At 40.4% G+C, this 6,774-nt stretch carries 4 protein-coding genes; 2 read left to right on the forward strand and 2 right to left on the reverse strand.

Annotation, left to right across the window (positions count from 1 at the left end; all coding sequences use genetic code 11):
• Nucleotides 1-143: 143 nt before the first annotated feature.
• A complete protein-coding gene (locus K1X56_14490; GenBank protein ID MBX7095927.1) occupies nucleotides 144-5,369 on the reverse strand; it encodes a GAF domain-containing protein in 5,226 nt (1,741 codons plus the stop codon).
• Between the two features lie 104 nt (nucleotides 5,370-5,473).
• On the opposite strand from K1X56_14490, the gene K1X56_14495 reads away from it, so the two are divergent.
• Nucleotides 5,474-5,812 (forward strand): hypothetical protein, encoded by a 339-nt coding sequence (locus K1X56_14495; GenBank protein MBX7095928.1) that lies wholly within the window; start codon nucleotides 5,474-5,476, stop codon nucleotides 5,810-5,812.
• On the opposite strand, the gene K1X56_14500 is transcribed toward K1X56_14495, so the two are convergent.
• Nucleotides 5,793-6,158 (reverse strand): hypothetical protein, encoded by a 366-nt coding sequence (locus K1X56_14500; GenBank protein ID MBX7095929.1) that lies wholly within the window; start codon nucleotides 6,156-6,158, stop codon nucleotides 5,793-5,795. The two genes, K1X56_14495 and K1X56_14500, sit on opposite strands and share 20 nt — an antisense overlap.
• Nucleotides 6,159-6,217: 59 nt before the next feature.
• Here K1X56_14500 and K1X56_14505 point away from each other — a divergent pair.
• A partial coding sequence (locus tag K1X56_14505; protein MBX7095930.1) for a peptidylprolyl isomerase occupies nucleotides 6,218-6,774 on the forward strand: 557 nt, incomplete at its 3' end.

Consider the following 6,774-nt stretch of genomic DNA (forward strand, 5'->3'; position numbering starts at 1 on the left):
CCGGAGCAATGTCCCAATTGCGGCGCACAACAGGAACAAGTCTCTCAACATTCCATATGCAGCAATTGCGGAACCAAAGTAAATGCGGGTCAATTTAACTGGGTACTGAGCGATATAACGCAAGATGAAGCGTACAAAGGAAATTAAATCCCTACACCAATTACGCACACATCATCGATCTGTTCAAGATCACCTCTCCACCCTTCGAACATGCGGTCGAGAATGTATTTTTGCTCCTGCATTGGGCGGTGACAATTATCCAGCAATAAATCGCGGAAGGTGTTGTACTTTAATTTTTTTCCGTGCGGACCACCAAATTGATCGGCATATCCATCCGAGAACAAATACAGTTTATCATTCGGGAAAAGAGATAACTCTTTATTGGTAAAACGGAAATCATCTTCACCCACAAAATTTCCAATCGGTTTTTTATCCGCTTTAATTTCAATCACCTCATTATTGCGCACAATAAAAATCGGATTGTTAGCCCCCGCATATTCAAGCGTGTTGGTATCAAGATCAATACTGCAAATAGACAAATCCATACCATCACGGATTTTACTTTCGTCGACCCTTTGCTTAAGTGTAACTGAAATAATTTTATTTAAGCGGTTCAAAATTTCGGCAGGTTGGGTTACGCCATATTCGTTTACAATCTGGTTTAATCCGTTGTATCCAATAATACTCATAAATGCACCCGGTACACCATGTCCGGTACAATCTACTACTGCAAACAATATTTTATTTCCTTTTTTCTCCAGCCAGTAGAAATCTCCCGATACAATATCCTTCGGCTTATAGAGCACAAATGAATTTTGCAGATGAAGTTTAAACACATCTTCGGGAGGCAATATCGCTTCCTGAATACGTTTAGCATAAACGATACTATCGGTAATGTGTTTGTTTTTCTCCTCAATAACTTCTTTTTGTTTTACCACCTCAGCTGTGCGCTCGCGTACTTTATCTTCCATGCTGGCATACAGTGTGGCATTATCTAATGCAATCGCTACTGAGGCTGCCAGATTACGCAGAATGTCCAAATGATATTCCGAGTACGCATTTTTCGCATAGGTCTGAACCGTGATAACCCCTACTGCCTTTTCTTTAGTGATTAACGGAATATAAATAATGGAAGTGGAATCTTTACCTGAAACAGGTTGTTGTACACCGGAAATATAGTGTACATATTCCTCCATGTAATTATTGATAAATATTTCTTTACGGTTTCTGAAACACCAAACTGCTAAACGATTCGGATCTTCTACATTGTAGAAAAAGTCCTCCATACGCTGACCGTTCTCGATAAATCCGGGCATCAAAATGCGTTGTTTATCTTCCTCATAAATTCCGATACCGAAACAGGTGGCATCCATTAATGAATTTACGTTTTCGTAAACACGACCAATAATGGTTTCAATATCGAGCGATGCGCTGATGTCTTTTTGAATCTGACTTAAAAGTCGAGTATTTTCATAAGCGGTTCGGATCTCCTCGGTGCGTTCACGAACTTTTTCTTCCAGACCTTCATATAAACTTGCATTCTCCAAAGCAATGGCGACATAAACCGCCAGATTTTTAAGAATATTTAAATGGTATTCGGTATAAGCGTTTTTCTCAAAGCTTTGTGCAGTAATAACACCAATCTTTTTGCCTTTCGATTTAAGTGGTACGTACAAAACAGAAACCGGAGCACGGCCTGTTATGGGAGCCAGTGTTGGACCAACGTATTGTTCTATCTCCGCAGCAAAATCTTTAATTACAATTTCAGCTTCCTTGTTAAAGCAGTAACAGGTTAATCGTCCGCTATCACTTGCATTATAAATCACTTCTTCAGATAAGCCTTCTTCAATATAACCAGGGAATACAATGGTATTATTATGTTCCTGGTATAAGCCAATTCCAAACGAAGGTGCATCCATTATGGTGTTCAATAAATCAAACACTTTTTGATTGATGGATTCAACACTTAATGAAGAAGTAATTTCTCTTCCGATTTTAGAAAGCAATTCGGTATTGCGGTGATTCTTCTCAATTTCTTCTTTCTGCAATACCACCTCCTTCGTGCGTTCTTTTACACGATCTTCCATGCTCTGGTAGAGTTTGGCATTCTCCATGGCAATGGCAACGGGAACCGATAAATTCCTTAAAATATCGAGTTGATATTCGGTATATGCATTTAATGAAAAGCTTTGTACTGTAATTGCACCAATGATGCGATCCTGAACAAACAAAGGAACGTAAATGATCGACATGGCATCTTTTCCTACCACGGGCGAAATTTTTCCTTTCAGGAATTCGGAATACTGGACTTCGTAATTAGAAATAAATATTTCCTTTTTATTTCGAATACACCAGCTCACCAATCGTTCTTCGTTAATGTCGATGTAAACTTCCGGTAATCGGGTTCCGTTTTCAATAAATCCCGGAACTCGAATTCGTCCGTTTTCTTCGAGAATAAAAATTCCAAAACCGGCAGCATCCATTAGTTGATTCACATTTTCGTGAACCTTACCCAGAATGCTTTCCATATCGAGCGATGAAGAAATCTCTCTGGAAATTTCTCCCAATAAGCGGGTGTTTTCGTATGCAGTTCTGATTTCTTCGGTGCGTTCGATAACTTTCTCCTCCATGTCGCGATACAAATTCGCGTTTTCCAATGCGCTGCCAATATGAATGGCCAGATTGCGGATCAGGTCCACATGGTACACCGTATAGGCATTGGGAGAAAAGGACTGTACCGACATTACACCAATGGTTCTTCCTTTGGAAAGCAAAGGAATATAAATCAGCGAAACCGGATTTTCACCTTCAACCGGTGTATAATCCTGCTCAACATATTTTTTGTATTCGAGGTTCCAGTCGTTAATAATAAACTCGCGGCTTTCGAAAAAACAACGTGTTGCAATGCGTGGGGTGTCGGATAAATCAAACGAAAACGGAGGAAGCTTTTGTCCTTTTTCCATCACACATGGGTGATACAAATCGTTTTCTTCTTTCCGGTAAACACCAATACCAAAAGCATCGGCATCCATCAGTTTATTGATCCGGTTGTAAACAATGGTTATGATTTCATCTACCGAAAGCGTAGAAGAAATTTCTTTTCCGATTTCACTCAGCAAATGCGTGTTTTCGAACATGCGTTCTACTTCTTCCTTTTGTTTTACCAATTCGGAAGTACGCTCGGTAACTTTTGCTTCCATGTTTTCATACAGATTCGCATTTTCCAATGCAATTGCTGTATAAGAGCCGAGTGTTTTTAGAATGTCGACATGATAAGGCTGGTACGCAAACTTTTTAAAGCTCTGAACGGTAATTACACCAATAACCCGCTCCTCAATCATCATCGGGAAGAAGATCAGTGAATGAGGCATTTCTCCGGAGGGGACCACAATTTTTTTGGTGTATTTGTGGTATTCGTTCATGTTATCATTCAGAAAAACAACTTCTCTGTTCTTCACACACCATACCGAATAATTATCATCATTATCCATCGAAACGCTTAACACTTCGGGATACACTTCTCCGTTTTCTACTTCGAATTTGTAATCGATCACGTTGGCTTCGGGACGATAAATCCGCACACCGAAACATTCTGCCGGCATCAGTTTGTTTACGTTTTCGTAGAGCTGACGGAAAATGGATTCGAGATCGAGTGTAGAAGTAATTTGTTGTCCGATTTCCGACAACAACTGTGTGTTATAATACGAACGTTCAATTTCCTCTTTCTGGCGAATAACCTCTGCCGAACGTTCCTGAACAGCCGCTTCAAGGTTTTCATACAATCGTGCATTCTCTAAAGCAATACCAGCATAAACAGCAAGATTGCGGAGAAGATTTACATGATATTCGGAATAGGAGTTCTTTTGAAAACTTTGCACCGTAATTACCCCGATTTTTTTATCCTGCACTTTAATCGGCAGGTACATCAACGAGGTAACATGCCGGCCTGCTTTGGGAGCCACTTTTACGGGGACATGCAAATGCAATTCCTGCTCAAGATCGCGGATTAAAATTTCTTTTTCCTGCACAAAACAAACCGGTGCCAATCGGTTAAGGTCATTTACATCATACTCCGCATGCAGCAAATTTCCGTCCTCAATATATCCCGGAAAGATGATGTGATTTTTTTTCTCATCGTAAATACCAATACCAAACGAAGGAGCGTCCATCATGGTGACCAGCGATTCGTAGATGGTGGTATTAATTTCCTCTACCGATAATGAAGAGGTGATTTTTTGTCCAAGCGTACTCAATAAAATCACATCGTGATAAACCGCTTCGAGTTCTTTATTTTTATTTTGAAGAAGTTCTTTTTCCTTCTCCATTTTTTCCATGCGGAATTGCATTTCAACCGAACGTTGTTTCAGCGATTGGCGAACGGAAAAATAATCTTCTTTTATGCGGTAATGGTCCTTCAGATGAATAATCTGCTGATGAACATCGCCGTTTCTCTCATACCATTGCGATAATGCCCAATGGGTTTTATACAATACTTCTTTTGCATCTACTGCTTCCGAAACCTGTAATGCATCTTGCAAATAACACAAAGCCGATTCCATTTGTCCCTGTGCCAAAAACAATTCACCAATGTGCAACAAGGCTTCTGCTTCACCGGCACGGAATCCCATTTCCCTGCGCAACGTAAGTGCATCTTGCAAGTAAGGTAAAGCCTTGGAAAAATCGCCGAGTTTAAACCAGGACATTCCTATACCATCCAGTGTATACGATTGTACCTGCTTAACATTTAGCTTACGCGCAAATTCTAATCCTTCTGTTTTGGTTTTAATGGCCGATTCGTATTCGCCCAAATTGAAATAGGCAGTACCGAGACCATCGAGCACCTTGGCAAGAATTTGTTCATCTTTAATTTCTTTGGCAATGGTATAGGCCTCTTTCAAATGCTCTACCGCTTTTTCATTCTCACCGGTAGAATAATAAACAGTACCCATTCCATTTAACGCATTCGCCTTTCCTGCAATGTCATTTACGTTATCAGAAATAGAATAACAATCGTGCAGGTATTTTAATGCGTTTTCGAAATCGGATAAATAATAAAACACAACAAAAATGTTGTACAACACTACCGCCACTTCTTTCTCTTCACCCAGTGATGAAAATAATCGTTGTGCTTTGAAAGAAAATTCAAGTGAAGTTTCGTATTCGCCTAACCAGGCTTTACACGCGCCCAAACTTTTACACGCTTGTGCTTTCCCCAATGCATAATTTAATCCTCCCGCAGCCTCCAACGCAACATTGGCCAATTCAACACCCCTTTTCGGATCTGTACGATTAATACGCCAGGCCTCCTGATTCAGGTGGTCTATTTCAGCGATGGATTGTGGCAACACAACTTCTTTCAGCGGGTTCATAGGGATGGGGAAGATGGTGAAAAAAGCCGACGTGTGCAAGAGGGAAAAGATCAAAATTGACTGAATGTACCGGCTATGTATGCAGATTGCATTAAATTTGCCGTATGGATTTTGAACTGGAGAAAAATTACCAGGAAGTGCTTAACTTTTTGGAGAAAGAATTAGGAGAAAAACCGGATATGACCGCCATTATTTTTTTGGTGGGACTCCAGGAGCTGGGCATGGGCTACCGTAAGTTTAGCAAACAGGAAAAAGTTGAAATTATGCATGTAGCCATTTGCTATCTGCTTAGTCCCTACGGCTATTACGAATTTATTGGTCGCGATGCCGACAACTGGCCTCATTTCGAGAGCAAAAAAAAACTGCCGTCACTCGATGGACGGCAGCAACAAACCCTGTTGAAGCAGGCGATTGTAGATTATTTTATTGAATCGAAACCGTAGCCTCGTTATTCTTTTCTTCTTCCACTTTAATGATTCCATCTCCGGTTAATCCGGCTTTGGTTGCAGTAATTTCCAATACTGCAAATCCAGCAGCACCGCGTTGATATAAATCATTGAAATTAAAAACGGCTTTACCATTACCATCGGTTTGCGTTTCGCGGTCAATTCTTCCGGAATTATAGCCGTAAGAATCGTAACCTACCACATTAACCAAGGCCCCTGGAACCGGAAGTCCGCCAGCATCTAAAACTGTAATCGTAGCCGTAGTATCGCCCGATTTTCCACAAGAAACAAAAGCGCTTACACCAACAATTAATGCAAAAGCGAGGAGTATGAATTTACGCATAGGTCTGATTTTTGTACTTTCGTATAAAGTATACTCTCAAAAATAGGGAAAGTTTCAATATGAAGCAAGTTATTCACATCTGTTTATTTCTGATTGGACTGAATATCAATCTGTTTGCCCAATCACAAAGCTCAAATGGGCCGGTAAAAATTAAAATTGAGACCACTTTAGGCAACATGGTGGCGGTTTTGTACGACGATACCCCGCTGCATCGCGACAATTTCGTGAAGAACATCAAGGAAGGGGTTTACAAAGATTTGCTCTTTCACCGGGTGATAAAAGAGTTTATGATTCAGGGTGGAGATCCGGATTCGAAAAATGCACCGGCAGAAAAAGTTTTAGGAAACGGCAGTTTGGGCTACACCATTCCGGCTGAGTTTAAAACCAATCATTACCACAAAAAAGGAGTGCTGGCCATGGCACGTCAGGGTGATGATGTGAATCCGAAAAAAGAATCCTCTTCTTGTCAGTTTTACATTGTACATGGAAAAGTTTTTGAGGACAATGTGCTGACCATGATGGAAGACCGTTTTAATCAGCAAACACGCAATCAGATTTTCAATGAATTTTTAATGAAAACTGAGAATGCGGAATGGTTGAAAAAAGCACAGGATGC

The organism is Flavobacteriales bacterium (genome assembly GCA_019694795.1).
GTDB lineage: Bacteria > Bacteroidota > Bacteroidia > Flavobacteriales_D > UBA2798 > UBA2798.